27 protein-coding genes are annotated in these 24,131 nt (G+C 69.1%); 10 read left to right on the top strand and 17 right to left on the bottom strand.

Annotated features, from left to right (window positions below; translation table 11 throughout):
* Window positions 1-39: 39 nt before the first annotated feature.
* The 6 genes from TU34_RS04265 to fgd form a co-directional block, all read right to left on the bottom strand.
* Window positions 40-750 (bottom strand): enoyl-CoA hydratase/isomerase family protein, encoded by a 711-nt coding sequence (locus tag TU34_RS04265; RefSeq protein ID WP_045821626.1) that lies wholly within the window; start codon window positions 748-750, stop codon window positions 40-42.
* Between the two features lie 9 nt (window positions 751-759).
* Window positions 760-1,323 (bottom strand): TetR/AcrR family transcriptional regulator, encoded by a 564-nt coding sequence (locus TU34_RS04260; protein WP_045821625.1) that lies wholly within the window; start codon window positions 1,321-1,323, stop codon window positions 760-762.
* A gap of 11 nt (window positions 1,324-1,334) precedes the next feature.
* A complete protein-coding gene (locus TU34_RS04255) occupies window positions 1,335-2,222 on the bottom strand; it encodes a DMT family transporter (protein WP_045821624.1) in 888 nt (295 codons plus the stop codon).
* 46 nt (window positions 2,223-2,268) lie between these two features.
* On the bottom strand, window positions 2,269-3,069 hold the full coding sequence (locus TU34_RS04250) for an alpha/beta fold hydrolase (RefSeq protein WP_045821623.1): 801 nt from the start codon (window positions 3,067-3,069) through the stop codon (window positions 2,269-2,271).
* Between the two features lie 81 nt (window positions 3,070-3,150).
* Entirely contained in the window at window positions 3,151-3,309 is a 159-nt protein-coding gene (locus TU34_RS23865; protein ID WP_156377917.1) for a hypothetical protein, read from the bottom strand.
* Window positions 3,310-3,479: 170 nt separating this feature from the next.
* Complete coding sequence (gene fgd / locus TU34_RS04245) at window positions 3,480-4,493, bottom strand: glucose-6-phosphate dehydrogenase (coenzyme-F420) (RefSeq protein WP_045821622.1); 1,014 nt, start codon at window positions 4,491-4,493, stop codon at window positions 3,480-3,482.
* 187 nt (window positions 4,494-4,680) lie between these two features.
* Here fgd and TU34_RS04240 point away from each other — a divergent pair, with 187 nt between their 5' ends.
* Window positions 4,681-5,574, top strand: coding sequence for an SGNH/GDSL hydrolase family protein (locus TU34_RS04240; protein ID WP_045821793.1), 894 nt, complete (start codon window positions 4,681-4,683; stop codon window positions 5,572-5,574).
* 3 nt (window positions 5,575-5,577) lie between these two features.
* On the opposite strand, the gene TU34_RS04235 is transcribed toward TU34_RS04240, so the two are convergent.
* From TU34_RS04235 to TU34_RS04225, 3 genes are read right to left on the bottom strand one after another with little or no spacing between them, the layout of a single operon-like run.
* Entirely contained in the window at window positions 5,578-6,921 is a 1,344-nt protein-coding gene (locus TU34_RS04235) for a sensor histidine kinase (RefSeq protein ID WP_045821621.1), read from the bottom strand.
* Entirely contained in the window at window positions 6,918-7,601 is a 684-nt protein-coding gene (locus TU34_RS04230; RefSeq protein ID WP_045821620.1) for a response regulator transcription factor, read from the bottom strand. Before TU34_RS04230 ends, TU34_RS04235 begins: the two co-directional genes overlap by 4 nt.
* Window positions 7,602-7,631: 30 nt before the next feature.
* The gene (locus tag TU34_RS04225) at window positions 7,632-8,267 is read right to left on the bottom strand and encodes a DUF5666 domain-containing protein (RefSeq protein WP_150116394.1); all 636 of its coding nucleotides are present in this window, start codon (window positions 8,265-8,267) and stop codon (window positions 7,632-7,634) included.
* 102 nt (window positions 8,268-8,369) lie between these two features.
* On the opposite strand from TU34_RS04225, the gene TU34_RS04220 reads away from it, so the two are divergent.
* Genes TU34_RS04220 through TU34_RS04210 form a run of 3 tightly spaced genes read left to right on the top strand, consistent with a single transcriptional unit; the run spans window position 8,370 to window position 12,861 of the window.
* Window positions 8,370-9,680, top strand: a complete 1,311-nt coding sequence (locus TU34_RS04220) for a DUF1800 domain-containing protein (protein ID WP_045821619.1) — start codon at window positions 8,370-8,372, stop codon at window positions 9,678-9,680.
* Between the two features lie 11 nt (window positions 9,681-9,691).
* Entirely contained in the window at window positions 9,692-10,906 is a 1,215-nt protein-coding gene (locus TU34_RS04215) for a DUF1501 domain-containing protein (protein ID WP_420835156.1), read from the top strand.
* Window positions 10,907-10,965: 59 nt separating this feature from the next.
* Window positions 10,966-12,861 carry an ABC transporter ATP-binding protein gene (locus TU34_RS04210; protein WP_045821791.1) on the top strand — a complete coding sequence of 632 codons (1,896 nt, stop codon included), beginning with the start codon at window positions 10,966-10,968 and terminating at the stop codon, window positions 12,859-12,861.
* A 49-nt stretch (window positions 12,862-12,910) separates the two neighbouring features.
* Here TU34_RS04210 and TU34_RS04205 read toward each other — a convergent pair whose 3' ends face one another.
* The 3 genes from TU34_RS04205 to TU34_RS04195 are packed head-to-tail and all read right to left on the bottom strand — an operon-like array spanning window position 12,911 to window position 14,528.
* Complete coding sequence (locus TU34_RS04205; RefSeq protein ID WP_045821617.1) at window positions 12,911-13,531, bottom strand: TetR/AcrR family transcriptional regulator; 621 nt, start codon at window positions 13,529-13,531, stop codon at window positions 12,911-12,913.
* Complete coding sequence (locus TU34_RS04200; RefSeq protein WP_045821616.1) at window positions 13,528-13,914, bottom strand: hypothetical protein; 387 nt, start codon at window positions 13,912-13,914, stop codon at window positions 13,528-13,530. Before TU34_RS04200 ends, TU34_RS04205 begins: the two co-directional genes overlap by 4 nt.
* 59 nt (window positions 13,915-13,973) lie before the next feature.
* Window positions 13,974-14,528, bottom strand: coding sequence for a TetR/AcrR family transcriptional regulator (locus tag TU34_RS04195; protein WP_045821615.1), 555 nt, complete (start codon window positions 14,526-14,528; stop codon window positions 13,974-13,976).
* A gap of 77 nt (window positions 14,529-14,605) precedes the next feature.
* Here TU34_RS04195 and TU34_RS04190 point away from each other — a divergent pair, with 77 nt between their 5' ends.
* Window positions 14,606-14,974 (top strand): DUF4267 domain-containing protein, encoded by a 369-nt coding sequence (locus TU34_RS04190; protein WP_045821614.1) that lies wholly within the window; start codon window positions 14,606-14,608, stop codon window positions 14,972-14,974.
* A 159-nt stretch (window positions 14,975-15,133) separates the two neighbouring features.
* On the opposite strand, the gene TU34_RS04185 is transcribed toward TU34_RS04190, so the two are convergent.
* The gene (locus TU34_RS04185) at window positions 15,134-16,843 is read right to left on the bottom strand and encodes a TIGR03767 family metallophosphoesterase (protein ID WP_045821613.1); all 1,710 of its coding nucleotides are present in this window, start codon (window positions 16,841-16,843) and stop codon (window positions 15,134-15,136) included.
* A gap of 221 nt (window positions 16,844-17,064) precedes the next feature.
* On the opposite strand from TU34_RS04185, the gene TU34_RS04180 reads away from it, so the two are divergent.
* Window positions 17,065-17,817: a DUF2127 domain-containing protein gene (locus TU34_RS04180; protein WP_045821612.1), complete on the top strand. Its 753-nt coding sequence runs from the start codon at window positions 17,065-17,067 to the stop codon at window positions 17,815-17,817.
* Window positions 17,818-17,833: 16 nt separating this feature from the next.
* Here TU34_RS04180 and TU34_RS04175 read toward each other — a convergent pair whose 3' ends face one another.
* Window positions 17,834-18,418, bottom strand: a complete 585-nt coding sequence (locus TU34_RS04175; protein ID WP_045821611.1) for a TetR/AcrR family transcriptional regulator — start codon at window positions 18,416-18,418, stop codon at window positions 17,834-17,836.
* A gap of 97 nt (window positions 18,419-18,515) precedes the next feature.
* Here TU34_RS04175 and TU34_RS04170 point away from each other — a divergent pair, with 97 nt between their 5' ends.
* Entirely contained in the window at window positions 18,516-19,535 is a 1,020-nt protein-coding gene (locus tag TU34_RS04170) for an aldo/keto reductase (RefSeq protein ID WP_045821610.1), read from the top strand.
* 1 nt (window position 19,536) lies between these two features.
* A complete protein-coding gene (locus TU34_RS04165; protein ID WP_045821609.1) occupies window positions 19,537-20,388 on the top strand; it encodes an LLM class flavin-dependent oxidoreductase in 852 nt (283 codons plus the stop codon).
* Here TU34_RS04165 and TU34_RS04160 read toward each other — a convergent pair.
* The gene (locus tag TU34_RS04160) at window positions 20,385-20,723 is read right to left on the bottom strand and encodes a hypothetical protein (protein ID WP_045821608.1); all 339 of its coding nucleotides are present in this window, start codon (window positions 20,721-20,723) and stop codon (window positions 20,385-20,387) included. The two genes, TU34_RS04165 and TU34_RS04160, sit on opposite strands and share 4 nt — an antisense overlap.
* Before the next feature lie 36 nt (window positions 20,724-20,759).
* Entirely contained in the window at window positions 20,760-21,944 is a 1,185-nt protein-coding gene (locus TU34_RS04155) for an acyl-CoA dehydrogenase family protein (protein ID WP_045821607.1), read from the bottom strand.
* Between the two features lie 82 nt (window positions 21,945-22,026).
* Here TU34_RS04155 and TU34_RS04150 point away from each other — a divergent pair, with 82 nt between their 5' ends.
* On the top strand, window positions 22,027-22,833 hold the full coding sequence (locus tag TU34_RS04150; protein ID WP_045821606.1) for a DUF6882 domain-containing protein: 807 nt from the start codon (window positions 22,027-22,029) through the stop codon (window positions 22,831-22,833).
* Window positions 22,826-23,008, top strand: coding sequence for a DUF2256 domain-containing protein (locus TU34_RS22880; protein WP_082079830.1), 183 nt, complete (start codon window positions 22,826-22,828; stop codon window positions 23,006-23,008). Before TU34_RS04150 ends, TU34_RS22880 begins: the two co-directional genes overlap by 8 nt.
* A gap of 10 nt (window positions 23,009-23,018) precedes the next feature.
* Here the strand turns inward: TU34_RS22880 and TU34_RS04145 are convergent, their stop codons facing one another.
* Window positions 23,019-24,002, bottom strand: a complete 984-nt coding sequence (locus tag TU34_RS04145; protein ID WP_045821605.1) for an alpha/beta hydrolase — start codon at window positions 24,000-24,002, stop codon at window positions 23,019-23,021.
* Window positions 24,003-24,131 lie beyond the last annotated feature (129 nt).

Below are 24,131 nucleotides of genomic sequence, written 5' to 3'. Positions count from 1 at the left end.
CGATGCCGAGCCGCTGGGTGGCATATCCCAGCCGGGAACTCAGCTCTCGGCGATGGCGGCCTGGCCACCGACACCGCTGACGGTGGCCCGCAGGCCGGCGGCGGTACGCGCGTACATCGAGGCCTTGATCTCGCCGATGGTGCGGCCGCGGGTGTGCTTGTTCGCGTGGGCGTAGGCCAGCGCTGTGGGCAGCACGTCGTCGAGAGTGGCTGCGGCATCGACGATCCCGAGATCGTGGGCCTGCTGACCGCCGTACCGCTTGCCGGTCACGAGCATCTCGTGGTTCACCCGGGCGGGCACCTTGTCGCCGACGAGCATCACGCTGCCCGGGGCGTAGCTCGCGCCGATGGTGACACCGGGCATGCAGATGTAGCCGCGGTCGGACCGCATAACGACATGGTCGTGGGCGAGGGCGAACAACGCGCCACCGCCGAAGGCGTGACCGGCGACGGCGGCGACGGTCGGCATCGGGAACACGAGGATGCGTGCGAGCAGTTCCTGCACGCTCTGGATGTAGGGGTCGACCTCGTCGACGTGGGTGAGCACCCACCCCGTGTCGAGGCCGGTCGAGTAGAACTTGCCCTCGTTCGTGGTGACCAGCGCGGTCGGACCCTCGCTGGCCTCGACCTCGTCGAGGAGTGCGTTGATGGCCTCGACCTGCGGCGGTCCGAAGACGTTCTCGTCGTCACCACCGCCCTCGTCGCCGAGGTGGAGCACGAACACACTGTCGTCACGGGTCAGATGGGCCACGGCCCCACCCTATCCACCCAGCACGGCCCGGCAGACGAGGTCGGCGACCTGATCGTCGGTCATCGAACTCCCCGGGACGAGCATGTGCGAGTACACGACCCGCGCCGCGAACTCCGATGCCCCGCGACCGTCGGGGTGCAGCGCGCCGGCGAGGGCGGGCTGGGCGTCGAGGTCGGGTAGGCAGCGTTGCACGATCACGCCGATGATCGTGGTGTCGGTCGCGCGGTCGGGCCCGCTCGCGACCAGCGTCGACACCAGTTCGCCGGGCTCGTTGCGCAGGAGGTACTGCAGCGCCTCGTGCTCGCGGATGTAGGTCAGCGTCTTCGTGACGAGGGTGTGGACCTTGTCGTGCGGATCATCGACGGCCAGCATCCAGCTGTCCATCCGCTCGTGCAGCACCGACACCTCCCGGTCGACGATCGCGGCGAGCAGTTCGTCCCGACCTCCGAACATGCGGTAGGCCGTCGCGCGTCCGACGCCGGCGTGCCGGGCCACCGAGGTCAGGTTCAGGGCCTGCGCGCCGAAACGCGACACCACCGACACCGCCACGTCGACCATGCGCTCGCGATCCATGACTGGAGACGTTAGGCGGTACGCGCACGTCGTCGCGAGATGGCGACGCCGGTGAGGCACATCGCGCCGCCCACCAGTCCGAGCAGCGTCGGCACCTCGCCGAGGGTCACCCACGACAGGAGAATCGCGATGGCCGGGACGGTGAGGGTGGTGGCGGCCATCTTCCCGGCGTCGGTGCGGGTGAGCGCGTAGGCCCATGTGGTGAAGGCGATCGCCGTGGGACCGATACCGAGGAACACCATGCCCGCGATCTGGCCGGCCGAGGCGTCGGCGATCTCGCCGACGGCCTGCGGTGCGAACGGGACGGTCACCAGGAGGCCGGCGAGGCATCCGACCCAGGTGGCGGTGATGGCGTCGACCGAGCGCAGCGCGACCTTCTGCATGAGGACCCCTGCGGCGTAGAGCACGGCCGTCACCAGTCCGAGTGCGATGCCGAGGGTGTCGTTGGAGCCGCTGCCGCCGCTGCCCCCGAACGCGATGAGCAGGACGCCGGCGAAGGCGATCACCATGCCGACCACCAGCGGCCGCGGGAAACCCTCGGCCATGAACAGGCCCGCGAACACCGCGACGATGATCGGCGCGAAGTTGACCAGTAGCGCCGCGGTGCCGGCGTCGAGATGTTGCTCGGCCCAGTTGAGCAGCACGGTGTACCCGCCGAACCACGCGACGCCGTACCCGATCACCAACACCAGCGCCCGCCCGCGCGGCAGCGGCCGGCGATACCGCAGGGCAATGACCGCCAGACCGATGAATCCGACGGCGAGGCGCCCGAAGGCCAGTCCGCCGGGCGAGAAGTGGTCACCGACCGAGCGGATGACCACGAACGACGACGACCACAGCAGCACCGTCACGACGGCTGCGAGAACGGGAAGGGTCGCGGGGTCCAGTCGACGGTTCACGGGGACAGCCTGCGCGAGGAGACCCCGCGCCGACAAACGGGTTTCCTCAGCTGCCGCCCACGAACAGGGCGAGACGTTCGGCCATCGTCTCGGGGTCCCACGAGTGGTGCGCCCCGGTGACACGTTCGGCGCGCCCATCGTCGGCCGCCGCCGCGATCGCCTCGGCCGCCTCGGCCATGCCCGGGAACGTCTCCGTGCCTACGACCGCGAGCACCGGGACCCCCACCGGGCCGAGGATCGAGGTGAGCGGTTCGGCGGCGACCGCGACCAGCGCACGTCCGTCGGGGCGGAGGCTCTCGACCTGCGCGATCACCGCGGGCCAGATGCCGTCCTCCTGCGCGCGGTCGATGAACTCGGCCGGCATGTCCTTCATGTACTGCCGCTGCGCGCCGTCGCGGTCGCCGGCGTCGAGGCGGCGTTCGAACTCGTCGATCCATTCACGGGTCTCGTCGCCCGAGTGCATGAACGGGGCCTCCCAGAGCACCAGTCCGGTGACCGGGAGACCGGCGCGCGCGGCCTCGATGGCGATCGCGCATCCCGACGAGTGGCCGCACAGCACCGCGGAACCACCGACGGCGGTGATCATCGCCGCGACGGCCGCCAGCTCCCTCTCCAGGGTGATGACCCCGTCGGCGGGGCTCTCGTTGCGGCCCAGGCGGTCGTGGACGATCGACGCGACACCCCTGTCGGCGAGCAACGCGGCGGTGGCGGTGGTGATCGGATCGCCCGCACGATGCGGGCCCGCGCCGGCGACGAACACGACGGCGAGACCGGCGGAGCGCTCGGAGGGGCCGTGTCGGTCGAACGCGACGGTGTCGCCGAGGGTGGTGGTGGCGAACTCGGTCATCGGTGGATCTCCTCGGATCGGTGCGGTGGTGTCACCGTGTCCGACCCGATCCGAGGGCAGAACTCATCGCTCGCCGGGCAGCTACCGGGTGCGGGCACCCGCCACGTTGGCCGCGGTGAGATCGAGGGATTCGTAGGCGTGATCGTCGTCGCGGGTGACGAGGTAGGCGGTCAGCACCACCATCGACCACGTCGACAGCACGAAGGCCTGGATCACGATGAGCAGAGGAAGAATCGACATGTGTCACGGCTCCTGTGGAGATCGGGGCGCACAGCTCGCGAGAGCGGGCCCCTGTGGAGTCGGCATTGACTCGAACGGTTGTGAGCCTCCCAGGCTAGGGACCGCAACCGTCCGCGTCGACCGTGGCCGCCCGCTCTGTGACGAGCTCGACACACGCCGAGAGCAGGTGCTCAGCCCAGCTTGCGCAGTCGCGGCTCGAGATCGGTCTGGAAGTTGGTGAGGAACCGCTGCTGATCGTGACCCGGTGCGTGGAACACGAGGTGGTTGAGCCCGGCGTCGGTGTACTGCTTGACCTGCTCGACGGCCTCGTCGGGGTCGGAGGCGACGATCCACCGCTTGGCGACCTGCTCGATCGGGAGTTCGTCGGCGAGACGTTCCATCTCCGTCGAGCTGTTGACGCTGTGCTTCTGCTCCTGTGTCAGCGACAGGGGCGCCCAGAACCGGGTGTTCTCGAGCGCCAACTCCGGGTCGGGGTCGTAGGAGATCTTGATCTCGATCATCTTGTCGATGTCGGCGACGTCGCGCTCGGCCTTGCCAGCGCCCTCGGCGACCGCGGGCAGCAGCTTCTCGGTGTAGAGCTCCATCCCCTTGCCCGAGGTGCAGATGAAACCGTCGCCCGCGCGTCCGGCGTAGCGGGCGACCACCGGGCCGCCGGCCGCGACGTACACCGGGACGGGCCTCTCCGGGATGTCGTACATGTAGGCGCCCTGGGTGGAGTAGTACTCGCCGTCGAAATCGACCTGCTCGCCGGTCCACAGCTCGCGCATCAGCGCGATGGCCTCGCGCAACCGGGCGAAGCGTTCCTTGAACTCCGGCCACTCGCCTGTGAACCCGGTGGCGTACTCGTTGAGGGCCTCTCCGGTGCCGACGCCGAGCATGATGCGGTCGGGGTACATGCAGGCCATCGACGCGAAGGCCTGCGCGATGACCGCGGGGTTGTAGCGGAAGGTCGGCGTCATCACCGAGGTGCCGATCTGCACGCGCTTGGTGCGCTCACCGACCGCGGCCATCCAGGCCAGCGAGAACGGCGCGTGGCCACCGTTGTGGCGCCACGGCTGGAAGTGGTCGCTGACGGCGACCGAGTCCATGCCGTGTTCCTCGGCGGAGACCGCGATCTCCACGAGCTCACGGGGATCGAACTGCTCGGCCGATGCCTTGTAACCGAGTCTCAGTTGCTGCGCCATCGCTGTGCTCCTGTCCGAGGGATCGCCATGAGGCGACTTACGTACCATTCAACCTAGCGCCAGAGTTTCGGTGGGACATAGGTGCGGTCTCGATGCGATGAAAGATTCATCCGGCCAACACCTTCCGTGGTACGAATCGAACCGGCGTCCCCCGTTCGGAGGACACATCGGTATCGAGAGGTTCTTCATGCGCACACGGATGCTCGCAGCGGTCGGAGCGGCCGCACTGACGCTCGCGGCACTGGTCACCACGCCGGCGTGGGCCGCACCGGGACCGCTGCCCGATCCGTCACCGACCGCGACCTACTACGTGTCGCTGGGCGACTCCTTGGCCGCCGGCTACCAACCGGACACGAACACCGACGAACCGGTCTCCTACACCGACCGCATCTACGACGCCCTCAAGGTCTCCGACCCGAACCTCGTGCACGTGCGGTTGGGCTGCAGCGGCGAGACGACCGCGACGATGATCAACGGCGGACGGTGCACCTACGCCGGGGCGTCGTCGCAGCTCGATCAGGCGACCCGTTTCATCGCCGCGAACCGGGCGCGCGTGAAGTTCGTGACCCTGGACATCGGCGCCAACGACCTCTACCGCTGCCTCAACGGGTCGGTCACCACCGGTTCCTCCGCGCTGGGGATCCCCGACGTCGGCTGCATCGGCGGCGCACTGCAGACGGTCGGCACCAACCTGTCGACCATCGACGGGCGGCTGCGCACCGCAGGCGGTGCCGGTCCGCGCTACGTGGGCATGAACTACTACACGCCGCCGCTGCGGCGGTGGCTCGACAGTGCGCAGGGCAAGGTGTTGGCCCAGGGCACCGCGGCGGCCGACAACCTGTTCTCCGACACCATCCGCTCGGCGAACAGCGCCAACGGGTTCGCCACCGCCGACGTGCTGAACGCGTTCTCCAACAACGACGTCCTCACACAGGTTCCCGTCGACGGCTTCGGGCCGCTCCCGAAGAACGTCGCCCGGATCTGTCAGTGGACGTGGGGATGCACGCAGTACAAGGACATCCACGCCAATCCCACCGGCCACCGCGTCATCGCCGAGGCGTTCCTGCCGCTGCTGAGGTAGCGGTCACCGCGCGGGAGACAGCGGCAGGTCGAGGCGGAAGACCGCGCCGTCGAGACCCGGCGGCGGATCGACGAGGACGAGATCCCCACCGTGCGAGCGGGCGAGGCCGCGTGCCAGCGCGAGCCCCAGCCCCGAACCCCCCGACCGGCGATCGCGTGAGGCGTCGAGCCGGACCATCCGTTCGAAGATCCGCTCGCGGTCGGCCGGGGCGACGCCGGGTCCGGTGTCGGCGACCTCGAGGTGCGCCAACCCCGGCGTGGCGTACACCGACGCGGTGACCGCGCCACCGGGCGGCGTCGCCTGACAGGCGTTGTCGACCAGATTGGCCACCACCTGGCTGATGCGTCCGGCGTCGGCCACCAGCGGCGTCGCATCGCCCCGCACGGTGACCGCGATGTCGGGGTGGATCACCGAGACACGGGCGACCTGATCGGCGACCAGCGAGCGCAGCTCGGTGGGCGACGGGCTCAGCGTCAACCCGGCGTCGATGCGTGCCATGTCGACCATGTCGTCGACCAGTCGACCGGCGCGACGGGTCTCCTGGACCAGCAGCAGACACAGCTGTTCGCGATCCTCGACGGGGGTGTCGCGATCGGACTGCAACAGCGTCTCGGCGATGGCCGCCACCCCGGCGATGGGGGTGCGCAGCTCGTGCGCGGCGTCGGCGACGAACCGTCGCACCGATTGCTGCGCGGCGCGTTCGCGCGCCTCCGCACCCTCCAGCGAGTCGAGCATGTCGTCGAATGCCGCTGCGGTGCGACCGAGTTCGGTGTCACGACGTTGCGGGGACAGCCGTCGTCCGCGATGGCCGCGGGTGATCGACCGGGCGAGACCCGTCATCGCGTCGAGCGGGGCCAACGCGTAGCGGACCGCGAACCACAGCAGCGCCGCGGTGAGCAGGAGGGCGACGATCCCGGCGATCGCCATGCCCCACAGCAGGCGGGACTGCAGTCGGTCGAGGAGGCGGTTGTCGACCGACAGGGTGAGTTCGGCGCCCCGGGTCCACGCGCGCCCTCCGCGCAACCGCACCACGCGTCGTTCCTCGCTCTCGCCGGGCGAGAGCGGCCGGCCCACCACGGAGCCGTCGGCGAGGATCAGCTGAGCACGTACCGAGCGGCCGTCGATACGGGTGAGGAACGCCTCGGGTCCGGTCGCGGTGCGCGCCAGCTGACGCGCGTAGGCGATCCGGTCGGTCAACAGGGTGTTCACGTCGCGGTGGGAGACCGCGGTGAACAGCGTTGCCGTGGTGACGATCACGGCGATCAGGACGACGGACAGGACACCGAGACAGATGGCGGTGACGCGGAAACGCAACGACCGCGTCCGCAACGGCGAGGTCTCGGTCACGACGACCTCATCGGCCGGGCACTGTCGAGGGTGTATCCCCGGCCTCGTTCGGTGTGGAGCAGACGCGGTCCGTGCTCCTCCAGCTTCCTGCGCAGGGCACTCATGTGCACCTCGACCAGGTTGGGGTCGTAATGCTCGTAACCCCATACCGCCGTGAGGATCTGGGTCTTGGTGAGCACCCGACCCCGTCGCTGTGCCAACACCACCAACATGCGGAACTCCGTCGCGGTCAACGCGATCGGTGTCCCACCGCGCACCACGACGGCGGCGTCGGGGTCGATCACCAGGTCGTCGACGTGGACGATCGAGGCGCCCCGCCCGCGCCGGCGCAGGACCGCGTGGACCCGGGCGACGAGCTCGGCCATCTCGAACGGCTTGATCACGTAGTCGTCGGCGCCCTCGGTGAGGCCGTGCAGTCGGTCGGCGACGGTGTCACGCGCGGTCACCATCACGATGCAGGCGTCGCTGCGGCGTCGGACGATCTCGAGCAACGCGAACCCGTCCGAACCGGGCAGCATGACGTCGAGCAACACCACATCGGGCCGGAACTCGGCCAGGTCGAGTTCGAAACGCGCACCGTCGCCCCGGGCCAGCACCGAGTGCCCGGCATCGGTCAGCGCGGCCGTGATGGCCACACGGATCGACGTCGAGTCCTCCACGAGCAGAACCGACGAACCCATCAGTCCATGATGCCCCGGTCGGTGCGGCCGTCAGCTCGGTTGGCTCGTCGCGCCCGGTGTCGCCGAGGCGCTCGGTGCGGTCGACGACGCCGCGGGGGCATTCCTCTTGGCGATGCGGGTGGCGTCGATGGTGCCCGAGTCGTCCGTGCCCCCGGTCGCCTTGCCCACGACCGCGACGCGGTCACCGACGTGGAAGTCCGCTTGCTGCGCAGGCGCCTTCGCCGTACCGAATGTCGTGTTCTGCCCGATGGTCACCTCCCACGTGCGTCCACCGCGGCCCGAGATCGTCCACGACGACCCGTTGATGGCGGTGATGGTCCCCGCCACCGCGCCGCGGGCGTGCCGCTTGGCCGGTGCGGTCTGGTTCTCGCCACCCTCACCGTTCGACATCTGACGTGAATACGCCGAGTTCGTGTGCGCGGAGTCGTCGTTGCCGGTCGCCGCCCACCCGATGCTGCCGCCGATCACACCACCGACCACCAGTCCGGCGACACCGGTCACGATCGCGGTCCGACGCGTCCCCGAGAACCAGGAGGCCCGCTGCGGGGGCTGTTGCGCGGACGGCGGCGTCCCGGCTGATGGTGGGAACGCGGGCGGCGCGGGCGCGTCGAACCTCTCGGTCGGCGGCTGCTGTTCCGGCTGGTGCGGGTCGTGTGGCTCTGTCATGCCGACCACGCTAGGGACGGAGGAGACCGCGGAGCTGAAGACCTTCTTAAGGTCGGGCCGCGAGCCTTCCCGATTCGTTCGGTGCGACCACAGACTGGCCGCATGACCGACACCACAGCCTGGGTGAGCGCCGCGCGCGTGGTGCGCCGACTCGGTTTCGGCGCGACCGGCATAGAGGTCGACGCGGCCGTCGCCCGGGGAGTACACCGATGGGTCGCCGATGTGTTGGCCGCCCCGCCGGCGGCCGACCCGGGGGCGATAGCCACCCCCGCGCCCCGTCTCGATGCGATCGCCGCGCCGGGGCGAGCGGTCTCGGCCGCGATGCGCAAGCAGGTGAATTCCGAGCGCGCCGATCAGCAGTCGGAACTGACCGCGTGGTGGCTGCGCCGGATGGTGTCGGTGCACAATCCCGCCCCCGAGAAACTCACGTTCGTCTGGCACAACCACTTCGCGACCTCGGCGCAGAAGGTGCGTGACGCCTCGGCGATGTTGGCGCAGAACGAGAAGCTGCGGTCGATGGGGCTGGGCGAGTTCCGGCCGCTCGCGTACGCGATGCTGACCGACGCGGCGATGCTGCGGTGGCTCGACGGTGCACAGAACACGAAGTCGGCCCCCAACGAGAACCTGGCGCGCGAGTTCATGGAGTTGTTCGCCCTCGGCCACGGCAACGGCTACACCGAGACCGACGTCCGTGAGGGCGCCCGGGCGCTCACCGGGTGGCGCACCACCACCGATGGGGCCACTGCCCTGCGGACCCGCGCGCACGACACCGGCACGAAGACGGTGCTCGGCGTCACCGGCGACCTCGACGCGTCGTCGTTCTGCGACGCCGTGCTCGGCCACCCGGCGTCGTCGGGGTACGTCGCGACGAGCATGTGGCGACAGCTCGCGAGTGACGCCCCGCCGCCGCCCGACACGCTGCGCCGCCTCACCGACGCCTACGGCCCCCGACGCGACCTGCGTGCCCTGGTCACGGCCATCGTGACCGATCCCGCGTTCACCACATCCGGCACGTCGATCGTGATGTCCCCCGTCGAGTGGATGGTCGGGCTCGCGCGCGCCCTCACCCCGCAGGTCACGCCGCAGCAGATCACGATGATGACCTCCGCACTGCGCACCCTCGGGCAGTTGCCGTTCTTCCCCCCGAGCGTCGGGGGATGGCCCGCGGGGCAGGCGTGGCTCTCGACGGCCGGCGCCGAGACCCGCTTCGGCGTGGCGACCCGATTCGCCGCACACGCGACACCGGCGGTGGTCATCGACGCCGCACCGCGCGACCGGATCGACGCCCTGGGACACCTGCTCGGGGTCGGGAGATGGTCGGACCGGACCGCGTCGGTGCTGCGGACCGCCGTCGGCCACCCTCCCGCGCTGACCGCGATCGGCCTCAACAGTCCCGAATACCTCACCGCATGAAAGGCCCACGGATGCAGGTCGATCGACGGAGATTTCTCATCGGCTCGTCGGTGGTGGCCGCGCTCGGCGTCGCGGGTGGCGCGACCGCGTGGTCGGTCGAGGAGCTGACCGCGACGGCCGTGGAGCATCCGCGCGCGGACGGCGACGGGGTGGTCGTGATCGTCACGCTCTACGGCGGCAACGACGGCATCAACACGGTCATCCCCTACTCCGACAACGCCTATCACGACGCCCGGCCCGAGCTCGCCTACGCCGAGGACGATGTCCTCCATCTCGATGGACAGCTCGGCCTCAATCCCGCGATGACGGGGTTGCACGACCTGTGGGGTGCGGGGTCGCTCGCGATCGTGCGTGGTGTCGGCTACCCGAAGCCCGATCACAGCCACTTCCGGTCCATGGACATCTGGCAGACCGCGTCGCCCTCGGAACCCGTGCACACGGGGTGGATCGGCCGGTGGCTCGACGCGACGGGCGACGACCCTCTGCGGGCGGTGAACGTGGGGTCGGTGCTGCCGCCGTTGGCCGTCGGTGAGCGCGCCACCGCCGCGGCCCTCAACACCTCGGGTACCCCGCTGGCCGCGGCGTCGGTCGCGACCCTGGCGTCTCTCGGCGCACGGTCGGCATCGGATTCGGCGGCCGAGTCGATGGTGTGTGCGTCATACGCGGCCGAGAAGGTCGCCTCGGGCACCTTCTCCCCGCTGCTGGGCGGCTCGTCGTCGCGCGGCGGGACGGGCGGGCGTGGCCACGGGGGTCAGTCGCTCGCCGATCAGCTCGCCGTCGTCGGCCGGTGCGTGAAGGCGGGGGTCGCGACGCGCGTGTACTCGGTGCAGCTGGGTGGGTTCGACACCCACGCCGACGAACGCGGCACGCAGCAGAAGCTGCTCGGCGAGCTCGATGCCGCACTGTCGGGATTCCTGGCCGACATGCGCACCGATCCGCGCGGGCGTGACGTCGTGGTGATGGCGTACTCCGAGTTCGGCCGACGGGTGCGGGCGAACGCCTCCGAGGGCACCGATCACGGCACCGCGGGCCCGGTGTTCATCGCCGGCGCCCCGGTGCGCGGTGGCTTCTACGGCGACGAACCGAGTCTCACCGATCTCGACGACGGCGATCTCAAGGTCACGACCGACTTTCGCGACGTCTACGCCGAACTGCTGGCCCGGGGCATCGGTACCGACCCCACACCGGCCGTCGGGGCCGGGCGGAAGCCCGTCGGATTCCTCTGAGCGCGAACGGGGCAGGCTTCCGTTGACCTGAACATTGGTTGATGTCTTACGCTCAAATGATGTCCATGGAATCCGTCGCGTACAACTCGCTGTACCGCTCGATGTCGCGGTCGGAGAAGAAGTCGCGACTGCCGAAGGATGAGCGGCGTCGCACCATGCGACGGATCGGTCGGTTCGCCCGTCCGCACCGCACCCGCATCGCCGTCTTCCTCGTGTTGAGCATCGCGACCGCGATTCTCACCGTCGCCACCCCCCTGCTCGCCGGCCGTGTCGTCAACCAGATCACGGGCAACGGCCACACGTCGGTGATCGTGTGGCTGTCGGTCGCGATCGCCGTCATCGCGCTGGTGGAGGCGGGCGTCGGACTGCTCGTGCGGTGGTTGTCGGCGACGATCGGCGAGGGCCTGATCCTCGATCTGCGGCGCACGGTGTTCGACCACGTGCAGACGATGCCGATCGCGTTCTTCATGCGGACCCGCACCGGAGCGCTGGTCAGCCGTCTCAACAACGACGTGATCGGCGCGCAACGCGCGTTCAGCGACACGCTGTCGGGCGTCGTGTCGAACCTCGTGACGCTCATCCTGACCATGACCGTGATGCTGTTCATCTCGTGGCAGATCACCCTGTTGGCGTTGGTGTTGTTGCCGCTGTTCGTGGTCCCCGCCCGACGCATGGGCGCGCAGATGGCGGCACTGTCGCGTGAGGCCGCCGAATACAACGCGATGATGTCGACCCAGATGACCGAGCGCTTCTCCGCGCCCGGCGCCACCCTCGTGAAGCTGTTCGGCCGCCCCGACGAGGAGTCGCGCGAATTCGCCGCCCGCGCAGCCAATGTGCGCGGCATCGGGGTGCGGCGCGCGGTGCTGCAGGCCGTGTTCGTCACCATGCTGACGCTGGTGTCGGCGCTGGCGCTCGCGCTGGTCTATGGCGTCGGCGGCTATCTCGCCGTGCACGGACACCTGAACGCCGGATCGGTGGTGTCACTCGCCCTGCTGCTGACACGGATGTACGCGCCGCTCACGGCGCTGGCCAACGCCCGTGTCGAGATCATGAGCGCCCTGGTCAGTTTCGAGCGCGTCTTCGAGGTGACCGATCTCGTACCCCTCATCGCCGACAAGCCCGACGCGCGCGAGTTGCCCCGCGGACCGGTGTCGATGCGTTTCGACGGCGTCCGGTTCGCGTACCCATCGGCCGACAAGGTGTCGCTGGCGTCGCTGGAAGAGGTTGCGCAACTGGACAACCGTGGCGGCGTCGAGGTGATCCACGATGTGTCGTTCGAGGTGCCCGCCGGTTCGATGGTCGCCCTCGTCGGCAGCTCGGGCGCCGGTAAGTCGACCATCGCCCAGCTCGCCACCCGGCTCTACGACGTCGACTCCGGCGCCGTCACGGTCAACGACATCGACGTGCGTGACGTGACGTCGGCGTCGCTGCATCGCGCGGTCGGTCTCGTCACGCAGGACGGACACCTGTTCCACGACACCGTGCGCTCCAATCTGATGCTCGCCGCTCCCGACGCCACCGAAGACGACATCTGGGCCGCGCTGCGGCGCGCCCGGCTCGAGGAGTTGGTGCGGTCGCTGCCCGGTCAGCTCGACACCGTCGTCGGCGAACGCGGATACCGGCTCTCCGGTGGTGAACGTCAGCGCCTCACGATCGCGCGTCTCCTGCTGGCCGAACCGGCCGTGGTGATCCTCGACGAGGCGACCGCCCACCTCGATTCGACGTCGGAAGCCGCTGTACAGGAGGCGCTCTCGGAGGCCCTGGTCGACCGGACGTCGATCGTGATCGCCCACCGGCTGTCCACCGTCCGCGCCGCGCAACAGATCCTCGTCCTCGAGGACGGGCGCATCATCGAGCGCGGTACCCACCTCACCCTGTTGGCCTCGGGTGGTCGCTACTCCGAGCTCTACCGCACCCAGTTCGCCGATCAGCAACCCGCTGACGTCACAGTCTGACTCCACGCTCCACTTCTCCGGTCGCGCTCCACGTACAAGCGGAGCGCGACTACGCAAGCGGAGCGCGAACGCCACCGAGGAACACCTCCGCGACGTGGTCGGCGTACGCGGCGGGGTCGAGGGTCGGGTCGGCGTCGAGGTGGTCGAGCATGGTGTCGACCATGCCCTGATAGGTGACCGCGAGCAGGGCGACATCGAGGTCGGGCCGGATGTCGCCGCGTTCCTGACAGCGTCGCAGCAGCTCGGCCTGACGGCGGTGAAGCGCAGCGTATTCGGCGGCTCGCTCGGCAGGGTCGCCATCGGCCGTCGCGAAGGCCGCACCGACCTGGCGGACGGTCCGCAGTTCGGCGGGGTGGGTGGTCGGCAGACCGGCGGCGCGGTGGATGGCCGCGGTGAACAGTGTCGCCGCGGGGGCGTCGAGATCGACATCGACCGACACCGCCTTCTCGAGGGCGACGAAGGCGCGACGCGCGGCGGCCACCAGCAGTGCGTCGAGGTTCTCGTAATACCGCCACAGCAGACCCTTCGACACCCCGGCCTCCTCCGCGATCGCCTCTGCGGTCGTCGCGGGCAGGCCGTCGCGGCCGATCAGGTCGATCGCCGCGCGCTCGAGTTGCTCCTTGCGCGCGTCGGGGCTCAGGCGTCGACGTGGGGTGGGAGTGACCGTCACACGCGTTCCCGCACAACGGATCCGATGATCCCGAGCATCACCAACGCGATCACGATCATCTCGATGCGCATCCATCCCGGGGCGAAGTCCGGGATCATCGCCTCGATGACGTTGGCCAGGAACAGCACCGCCGCGATGATCCCGACGGCGCGGAGGGCCGCCACGCTCCCCCGCTGTGCCGACCGCAGTCGCAGCGGCAGCAGCGCGGCGAACACGACGACGACGACCGCGTGGACCCACGCGTCCCGAGGGGCCTGATCGGGCGCCACCGCCGACAGGATCGCCAGCGCGACCACCGTCAGGACCGCGATCACGACGTAGGCACGCACCAGTGTGCCGATGATCGGGAGCATCGTCTGGTTGCGGATGTCACGTGTGGTCATGCCGAGGACACTAATGACTGTGTAGTCATTAAGTCAATGATGAACCGTTGCGCACACGTTCAGCCGAGCATCGAGACAAGCGCGTCGACGCGCGCATCGCGGGTGTCGGACGGGAGGCGGCCGTCGCGCGCGAGCGTCGCGAGACCGTGCAGTGCGCTCCACAGGACCTCGGCCCGCGCGTCGCGCGACGGGCCGTCCCCCACCACGTCGGCGATGGTCGCGAACGCATCGAGGAGCTCCGGCGGTGTTGTGGTGGCGGCGAATTCGGCAAGGATCGGCATCGAGAACATCGCCGTGTAGGTCGCGGGGTTCGTGGCGGCGAATTCGAGGTAGCGCTCGATCACCCCGCGCCGTCGATCGAGTCCGGCGTCGGGTTCGGCGGCCAACATCTGTGCCATCTGCGCGAATCCACGGACCGCGACCGCGTCGACGATGCCGGCGCGACCGCTGGGGAAATGCCCGTAGAGGACCGGAGGGCTGTATTCGATCTCGTCGGCCAGGCGGCGCGTGGTGACCGCGGCCCACCCCTCGCGCTCGGCGATGTCGGCCGCGCATTCGATGATGCGGGCTTCCCGTTCGGCGCGCTCCCGAATCTTTCTGTCCTGTCGTGCCACGAGCTGAATCTAACAGTGATAGCTTTCCTAGCAATGATCTATCACTGATAGATCTCCAACCGTGGATAGGAACCGTCGTGGCACACCTCATCGGACTCGCCCTCACCTGGATCGGTGCACTCGGCATCATCGGTATCGGCCTGGCCTACCTGACGAAGAACGAGAAGAACGCGGCAGGATTCGGCCTGCGGACCTACCCGAGCGAGGACGCCCGCGGGTGGTGGCAGGTCAAGGGCGTCCGCGACGTGACCAGCGGGATCGCCCCGATCGTGTGGATCTTCCTCGCTCCGGCCCAGCTCGGGTGGCTGATGCTGGTGCTCGCGATCATCCCCACCGGGGACGCCGCCATCGTCCTGAGCAATCGCGGATCCACCACCTCCGCGCTGGCCATCCACGGCCTCACCTCCGTCGCCATGGTGGTCGCCGCGGTGCTGCTGCTCGTGTAGGCGGCCAGGTGTCGGCCGCCTGCTACTCGCGGACGGTGGGTGCCTGGTCGCCGGATGAGGGATCTCAGCGGCAGACGGCGAAAGTCTGCAAGCAGGGACCCGGCGTGGACGTATGGTCCATGCCGACCCGCTCCGTGCAGAGTTTCGCCGCGTCGACGGTCAGAAAGGCTTGGGGAGCAACAGTTCCACGTTGTGGTCGACCGAGGTGCCGAGACGCTTGGCCTCGTAACCGGTGTCGTTGTAGGAGAATTCGCGGTACATCGAGCCCAACCCCGTCACCGAGTGGTCGGAGTAGTCGACCGAGTAGGGCGCGGCCGATTCGATGAGGGTGCAGAACAGCGACAGGGTGCCGTCGGCGTTGTCGCAGACCTCGATCACTCGGGCGTTCTGCGGGAAGTCGATGTGCGAGGCGGTGTTGATCTCCCAGAAGCTCTGCGCGGGAGTCGATCCGCGGTGCGGGGTGATCTTGTTCGTGTGGGTGTGACCGTTGACCCACGCGATCACGTTCGGGAAGCGGTGGAAGAAGTCGATCAGTTGTGGCCCGGTGGCGCGACGCTCGAGTGGCCGCTCCGGATCGGGGATCGGCAGCTCCATCGTGTCGCTCGTGTGGTGGCTGAACGCCACGAACAGGGTGGTGCGGTCGCGGGTGAACAGTCGCTGCATCCAGTCGAGCTGGCCCTGCCCGATCGACCCGTCGGTGAATCCCGCGTGGTTGGTGGTGTCCATCGAGATGCCGACGACGCCGGGAGCGATCTCGAACGAGTAGTAGGTGATGCCGGATTCGGCTGCATCCCGGGCGAATCCGTGACCGACCGGCCCGGGACCGGTGTAGCGGTCCTTGAAATGCTCGGCGATGTACTGCCTCGGCGTGAACGGGCGCCGACGCGGGTCGGGGGTGATGGTGCGGATCGGCCCGCTGACCGCCTGCGCGGCGAGCATGCGGGCGGCGTCGACCGGTCGGTTGTCGAAGGCATCGGCGATCCGCGCGACCTCGGTCTGACGCAGCGGCAGATCCGGCTTGATGGAACCGGTGTAGAGCGCGTCGAGCGCCCCGATCCCACTCGGCAGGGTGCCCTGCACGCTGTCGTCGTGGTTGCCGAACACGCTGTACCAGCGGGTGTCGAGACCGGGGCTCGTGACGGGCTTGATGCTCGAGGCGAGCAACCCGGGGATCTGCGGGAACCCCTTCTGCTTGTACAGGTCGTTCACCGCCGACTCCGGCTGCCAGTACAGCTCGGAACCCCACACCTGCACGCCCTCGTACCGGGTGAGGTCACCGGTGGACTGCGCCAGGGTTCCACCGCTGAACAGCGTGAGGAACCACCCGAGTTCGACGAACTCGTGGTTGTCGGTGTTGTCGCCGGTCGACACCACACAGTCGAACTTGCGCCCACTGAACGGGGCCGATTTCAGGTCGTTGATCCGCTGCACCAGATTGATGGTCGCCGCGGCACCGAGCTTTTCGTGGGGCCGGAACGCCGAGCCGTTGTACTGGTGCACGAACTCCGCGCGCACCGGGCTCTCGGCGTCGACGATGTGGACGTCGGTGGTCTGCACGATCGACGCGAGTCCCGTCCGTCGACCGTCTCGACCCGCCTTGGGTGTGGCCAGTTCTCCTCGGACCACCAGCGGCCACGCGGGGCCGGCGACCAGGCGGCGGTACGACTTCGGTCCGGTCGCGGCGGGGACGCCGACGGTGTCGAGGGTGGTGCCCGCGATCGACACCGCGCGCGACCCGGCGGCCGGATCGGCGAACGCGACAGGGGTGTTCTTGCTGCTCACCGCGCCGACAGCGGCCGCCGCTCCGAGCGCTCCCGCCCCCTTGAACAGGGTCCGACGGCTGATGTCGTGGCGGTCGAAGCCGGTCATGGTGGTCTCCTCGACCCGGGCAGACGAGCGGTCTGCGTCGACGGCACATCAACCGACGTGCCGCGTCGAATCTTGCCTCAGACGCGCGCTCGAGCCCAGTGAAACGCCGTCCATTCACCCGGCCGTCGCTCGAATCGGACAAAGATCGCATGGTCACTCCGCTCTTACAGCGACCGCTTATGGTGTGGGCACATTTCTTCCGAGGGGAGGCGGCGGCATCGATGGACTGGTCACTGCGTGCGTGCAGCCGACACGGACACGCCACGTACGAGCCCACCGACCACCCCGGGCTGCGATCACGACTGACGGCGACGACCGCGGCCGGCGACGCCTGGCGGTGCCTGCGCTGCGGTGACTTCGCGGTCGGCGAGCCACACGGCCGGGGACCGGCCGACGAGGCACCCGACATCGCCGGCGGCAAGGCCGCGCGCGACCGGGTGGTGCTGCGACTGCTCGCCGTCGAGCGACTGCTGCGCGCCATCGTGCTGCTGATCGCGGGTGGCGCGGTCATCCGCTTCCGCGACAGTCGCGAGTCGGCCCGCCACGCCTTCGACACCGAGCTGCCGCTGCTGCGTCCCCTCGCCAACCAGCTCGGGTGGAACATCGACGACTCGAAGGTCATCAGGCTCGTCGAGAAGAGCTTCTCCCTGAGCTCCACCACGCTCGTGTGGATCGGGGTCGCCATCGTTGTCTACGGCGTCTCCCAGCTCATCGAGGCGACCGGACTGTGGCTGATGAAGCGGTGGGGTGAGTACTTCGCCGTCGTCGCGACCAGCGTGTTCCTGCCCGTCGAGATCTACGAGCTCACCGAGAAGGTCACCGTGCTGCGCGTCCTGCTGTTCGCGGTCAACGTGGCCGCGGTGGTCTGGCTCGTGTGGAGCAAACGCCTGTTCGGTGCGAACGGCGGAGCGAGGGCCTATCGCGAGGAGCACCACGCCAACAGCCTGCTGGCCGTGGAACGCGCCGCGGCCTGACCCACCCCGGCGGGCGTCAGCGGCCCGGCTGCACCCGCAGGCCCGCAACGAGAACTCCGACCATGCGTCGCGCGTCGTACTGGGTGTCCGACCCGGCACCGATGCAGAGGTTGCCCACGGCCCGCATCAGGTCGATCGGGCGCACGTCGGATCGGATCTCGCCGGCCCGCGCGGCGGCGTCGACGATGTCGGCACACACCGGGACGAGGTTGTCGAGAAAGTAGGAGTGCAGGGCCTCGAAGGTGGGGTCAGTGGACTGCAGCGCCTCGGCGAGGCCGTGCTTGGTGACCAGGAAGTCGACGAACAGGTCGATCCACGACGCCAGCGCAGCGTGCGCGGACTCGGTGCGCGCCAACAGTTCCGGTCCGGCCGCCGCGCAGGCGTCGACCTGGTGGCGGTACACGGCCACGATCAGGTCCGCGCGGGTCGGGAAATGGCGGTAGATGGTGCCCACCCCCACGCCGGCGACGGCGGCGATCTCGCGCACCGGGACGGCGACACCGCCGGTCACGAATGCGGCCGCGGCGGCATCGAGCAGTGTCTCGGCGTTGCGCCGGGCATCGGCCCGTTTCCGCGTCGGTGACGGGGTGGCCTCGACCACGGCAGCATCCCCTCTCGACAAGCGGAACAGTGTTCCGTATCTTTGAATCGGAACCACGTTCCGCTTCCGTTCACGATAGCTCAGATCAGGGGTCCTCATGAAGTACCGCACTCTCGGCCGCACCGGCGTCCAGGTCAGCACCCTCTCGCTCGGCGCCATGAACTTCGGCGCCATCGGCCACACCACGCAGGACGACGCGACCGCGATCGTCGATGCCGCCCTCGACGGCGGCATCAATCTCATCGACACCGCCGACATGTACAGCCAGGGCGAGTCGGAGGAGATGGTCGGCAAGGCCATCGCGGGGCGCCGCGACGACATCGTGTTGGCCACCAAGGTGTTCAACCCGATGGGAGACGAGCGCAACCACCGCGGTAGCTCCCGCCGCTGGATCGTCGCCGAGCTGGAGAACAGCCTGCGACGCCTCGACGTCGACCACGTGGATCTCTATCAGATCCATCGCTGGGACCCGCAGACCAGCGACGAGGAGACGCTCTCGGCGTTGACCGACCTGCAGCGCGCGGGCAAGATCCGCTACTTCGGCTCGTCGACCTACCCCGCGTACCGGATCGTGCAGGCGCAGTGGGCCGCTCGCGAGAACCACCTGAGTCGCTTCACCACCGAGCAACCGCCCTACTCGATCCTGCAGCGCGGCATCGAATCCCACGTCCTTCCCGTCACCGAGGAGTACGGGATGGGGGTGCTGGTGTGGAGTCCGCTCGCCGGCGGCTTCCTCTCCGGCGCCATCCGCGCGGGGCAGGAGAACACCTCGAACCGCGCAAAGCTCATGCCCGAGCGTTTCGGACCCGACGCTCCCGCGAACAAGGCGAAGCTCGACGCCGTCGAGAAGCTCGTCGCACTCGCCGACGAGGCCGGACTGACACTGATCCAGCTCGCACTCGGATTCGTGACCACACATCCCGGCGTGACCAGCGCGATCATCGGACCGCGCACGCTCGAGCACCTGACCTCTCAACTCGCCGCGGGTGACACCGAACTGTCGGCCGATGTTCTCGACGCCATCGACGAGATCGTCGCCCCCGGTGTCGACCTGGCGCCGGACGAGAAGTTCGACACCCCGCCGGCGATCCTCGACGCGTCGCTGCGGCGGCGCTGAGGTGACACGCTTCGGGATCGTCACTCCCCCACAGAACGTCGACTACGCCGACCTGGTGCGGGTGTGGCAGGAGGCCGACGGCGTCGAGGAGATTTCCGACGCGTGGCTCTTCGATCACCTCATGCCGATCGGCGGCGACCCCGATGGCCCGATCTTCGAGGGCTGGACGTTGCTGTCGGCGATGGCCGCGCAGACCGAACGGCTGCGGCTCGGGCTCCTGGTGACCAGCAACCGGATTCGGCCGCCGGCGATCCTGGCCAAGATCGCGACGACGGTCGACGTGGTGTCCGGCGGGAGGCTGATCTTCGGGATCGGGGCCGGTTCGCGACCGAGCGTGCCGATGGCGCGACGCGAGTACGACGCCCACGGTCTGCCGTACCTCGACGCCACCGGCGCGGTCGCCGGTCTGGAGGAGTCGCTGACGGTGATCCGGAAGCTCTGGACCGAATCCGAACCGTTCGATTTCCATGGTGACCACGTCGACGTCACCGGCGCGTTCGGGAACCCGAAGCCGGTGCAGCGACCCGGACCGCCGATCATGATCGGCGGCCGCTCGAAGGCCGTGCTGCGTCTGGTCGCCCAGCACGCCGACATGTGGAACATCCCCGGCGGCGACATCGACGACGTGACCGAGCGGAGTGCACTGCTCGACGGCTACTGCGCCGGGATCGGGCGGGATCCCGCGTCGATCAGCCGGTCGATCCACCTCGGGGTGTCGTATGACGACCCCGGCGCCACCCGCGAGGCGGTGGCCGAGGCCGTCGCCGCGGGCTTCGACCACGTCACGCTCGGGCTGCCCGCGCCCTATCCCGACGGTGTCGCGCGATGGGTGGCCGACGAGATCGTGCGCTAGGAGCCGATCCGGGCCTGGGCGACGAGTTCGACCGCCTTGGCCAGCGGCAGACCCTTGTCGGCGCGGCGCAGGGTGCGGATCTGGGCCATCTCGCCGTGCACCGGCTCGATCAGTGTCCGCACCTCGTCGACGGTCCAGTCGCGGGGCTTCGGGGTGGGCTTGAGCTGGACGAACAGCACACCGAGGTTCGCGGCGATCACGATGACGCCGATCGCGACCCAGCCCCACCGCTCGTCGGAGAACCACCCGACCATGAGGTAGCCGACGCAGCCGATCAGCAGGATCGACCCGAGCACGGTCAGGCTCTTGGAGAACGTACGCATGCCCTGTTCCATGCGCGACAGCCTAACGAACCGACATGTCCGACTCGGTCAGCGGAAGGCGTCGTACCCGGTCAGCGCCTTGCCGACGGTGAGCTGATGCATCTCGCTGGTGCCCTCGTAGGTGAGCACCGACTCGAGGTTGCTGATGTGGCGGATCACCGGGTACTCAAGGGTGATGCCGTTGGCGCCGAGGATGGTTCGGCATTCCCGGGCGATCTTGATCGACTCGCGCACGTTGTTGAGCTTGCCGACGCTGATCTGCTCGGGCCGGATCTCGCCGCGGTCCTTGCGACGCCCGAGGTGCACCGCGAGGAGCTGCCCCTTGCCGAGTTCGAGCGCCATGTCGGCGAGCTTGGCCTGGGTGAGCTGGTAGCTCGAGAGCGGCTTGTCGAACACGTCGCGATCGGCGGCGTACGACAGCGCCGTCTCGAGGCAGTCGCGGGCGGCGCCGAGCGCACCGAACACGATCCCGAAGCGCGCCTCGTTGAGACAGCTGAGCGGGCCCTTGAGTCCCTGCACGCCCGGCAGCATCGCCGACGCCGGCAGGCGCACGTCCTCGAGGAAGAGTTCGGACGTGACCGACGCGCGCAGCGACATCTTCTTCGTGATCTCGGGGGCGCTGAACCCGGGGGTGTCGGTGGGGATGACGAATCCGCGGATGCCGCGGGCACCCTCGTCGAGGTCGGTGCGCGCCCACACGACGGCGACGTCGGCGACCGACCCGTTGGTGATCCACATCTTCGACCCGTTGAGCACCCAGTCGTCGCCGTCACGCTTGGCGTTGGTGCGCATGCCGCCGGGGTTCGACCCGTAGTCGGCCTCGGTGAGCCCGAAGCAGCCGATGGCCTCGCCCGCGGCCATCTTCGGCAGCCACTCGTCCTTGTGCTCGTCGCTGCCGAAGGCGTGCAGCGCGAACATGGCCAGCGAGCCCTGAACGGAGACGAAGCTGCGCAGACCCGAGTCGACGGCCTCGAGTTCCTGGCAGGCCAGGCCGTAGGTGGTCGCCGACAAGCCGGCACAGCCGTAGCCGGTGAGGTGCATCCCGAACAGTCCGAGCTCGCCGAGCTGTCCCGCGAGCTCGCGCACCGGCAGCTTCGCGTCCTCGAACCAGCCGGCCACGTGCGGACGCAGCTTCTCCTCGCCGAAGCGGCGGACGGTGTCGCGGATCTCGCGTTCGTCGGCGTCGAGGAGATCGTCGAGCGCGATGAGTTCGGTGACGGATTGAGCGGTCATGTCTCCCAGGCTAGCCCCGCGCCCGACGTCCGAGGGGTCGATAGGGTTCGTTCCGAACACGCATTCACCGAGGGGGAGAACGGTGGCCGATCTCGAGCCCAACTTCTGGATCGATGTCGAGGGTGACGTGGTCGCCCAACTCGTCGATCACATCGTCCTGCTGGCCTTCGAGTCGCAGGTGCTGTTCGCCGAACGGTTCGGCGGCGTGGCCTGGGAGGGCGATCTCACCGAACCTCCGACCTTCACCTTCCACACCGATCCCCCGGCGCGTTTCGCGCCGAGCTTCGTCGGGTCGACCTCGGCGGACGGATCGTGGATGTGGGGGTGGCACAACATCAACCAGTTCGCCGAGCCGGTGGTCGCGATCGCCAACACGGTCCACGGCAACGGCGAGCAACTCGGGATCGCGGAACTGACCACAGCGCTGCAGCCACTCGACGCCGAGGCCCGCGCGGCGCAGGGGCTGCCCGTCCGCACCGATGTCGCCACGCAGTACGTGTTGCTCACCCAGGCGCTGTCGCTCGACCCGGCGCCGGTCTGGTTCCGGTCGTTCGGCGAGTCCGCCGACGACCAGGCGACGTTCATCTTGCGCAACGACGCCGACTTCGCGTTGCCGCCGGCGCGGAGCCTGTCGGTGAACCGCACGCTGACCGAGGGGCTGAGCTCGGGGATGATGACCGACCACGTTCTCGCGGTCCATTCCTACGCCGCCCGTCGCGAGGGCATCGTGCTCGACCGCGCCGACGCCGACTGCTACGAGCTCCGCTGCGCCGACGGGACCGTCATCGTGCGCTTCGACGACCTCCGCCGCATCTCGGCCATCGAGTCGACCGTCGGCCCGGAAAGTGTCGGCCCGGAAACTGTGGGCGCAGAATGGAGCGATGGGTAGGCAGCGAGGCGACTCCGCGGACTGGCGGGAGAGCAAGGCCTGTGAGGTCTGCGGTCGACCGTTCGACAACCGCAAGCGCTGGGCCGCACGCGGCCAGTGGGACGACGTCCGATACTGCTCGGCGAAGTGCCGAGCCCAGGCCCGCCGCGAACGGCGTGCCCCACACCAGACCTGACCGAGCGGAGCTAACCGGCCTGGCCGTGCATCTTCTCGGCCGAGGCGTCGCCCTGCTTGGCGCTGTGCAGCGCCTCGCGCACGAAGTCGCCGGCCAACGCGATCGCCTCGAGCGCCTCACGATGCTTGCCCGAGATGGCCGGGAACGCGTGCACCTGCCACGAGAAGCTGTGGGCGACCGCCGTCGCACCTGCGGCGTCGAGGGATTCGACGAGTTCGATGATGTCGGGTTCGAGCATCTCGTCCTGCGCGCACGTGATGAGCAGCGGCGGGATCGACCGGGGCGAGAGAGCCGCGATGCGGCGGACACCGTCGAGCCCGATCGGACCCTGGTCGAACATCGGGGTCAGCTCGGCCATCTTCGACATCGGGAGGTAGGCGTCGCTGCGGCTGCTGCGATCGGGATTGTTCGCGAGGTCGAGATCGAGCAGCGGCGAGAACCCCACGTAGGCCGCGGGCATGGACAGCCCATCGCGGTGGGCGTACTCGCCGATCTTCGCGGCCAGGAATCCCCCGGCGGAGTCGCCCGCGACCACCACGTGGCGGTATCCGCGCTCGAGGAGCAGCTCGCGGTAGGCGTAGTAGGCGTCGTGCACCGACGTCCCCACACCGGCCTCGGGCAGTTGGCGGTAGGCGAGGGAGAACACCGGGAGACCGGTGACGCGGGCCATGCGGCCGGCGACCACACGATGGGTCGCGAGGCCGCAGGTGATGAACGCGCCGCCGTGCAGATAGAGCAGGGCGGTGTCGCTGTCGCGGCGACTCGGTCCCGCGGGCACCGACATCTCGACCGGGCGGCCGGCGAGTTCCATCTGCTCACTCACCACGCCGCGCGGCTTGGGGCCGCGGGCCGCGGCACGGTCGATGAGGTAGAGCAGCCGCAACCCCGAGGGGGTCACCGGCCACAGCCGCAGGAGTGGCTTGAGGACGAGACGGGAGCCCACCCAGATCGGCTTGGATCCGCGGCTGGGGCGGGTGTGGGTGATCACCGGCACGGGGGCCTCCTCCGGTGGGTCTCGACACGCACGTGACCGCCCCTTCTTGTCGGAACGCATGCAGTCGAACGGGACGCAGACGCTCGATGAACGAACGGTGACGTCGGATTGCGTGACGCTTGTCTCTGT

The sequence above is a fragment of the Williamsia herbipolensis genome (assembly GCF_000964005.1).
Lineage (GTDB): Bacteria > Actinomycetota > Actinomycetes > Mycobacteriales > Mycobacteriaceae > Williamsia_A > Williamsia_A herbipolensis.
The sequence above is the reverse complement of the archived record's forward strand: the minus strand, read 5'-3'. Positions and strand labels throughout refer to the sequence as shown.